Origin of the sequence: Leifsonia sp. YAF41 (genome assembly GCF_052113185.1) — a bacterium.
Classification (GTDB): domain Bacteria; phylum Actinomycetota; class Actinomycetes; order Actinomycetales; family Microbacteriaceae; genus Cryobacterium.
In genome coordinates this window covers 1-358 of the sequence record NZ_JBFRCS010000031.1, presented here as the reverse complement: position 1 = coordinate 358, position 358 = coordinate 1, and the positions used below count along the sequence as shown (strand labels likewise).

Below are 358 nucleotides of genomic sequence, written 5' to 3'. Positions count from 1 at the left end.
AACGGCGGGAGTCCGGGTACACGGCCCGGTTGAATGAGTACCTCGATGTGGTTGTGGCCGAGGAGAAGCAGCTGGCGGTGCATTCCGCCCGCCGCGCCCGCGCCGTCGACGAGGCCCGGAGGTGGTCGTTGGTTTCCGACGAGTTCGTGCTGCGTAACCCGACGATGTCCGACATGGAGCGGGCCGAGTGGGCGCACCGGGTCTTCGTCAGCGAGATCGGCGCGCTGCTGCGGGTGCCGCAGCCGAGCGCGTCCCGGCTGATCGACGACAGTCAGACTCTCGTGCGCGAACTGCCCGGCACCCGGGCCGCGTTGGAGGCCGGGACGATCAGGGCCGCGTTGGAGGCCGGGACGATCAG

General features: G+C 70.1%; 1 pseudogene. It reads left to right on the top strand.

Features of this window, described 5'->3' with window-relative positions:
* Positions 1 to 358, top strand: a pseudogene (locus AB4Y63_RS19170) (hypothetical protein); the annotation flags it as partial.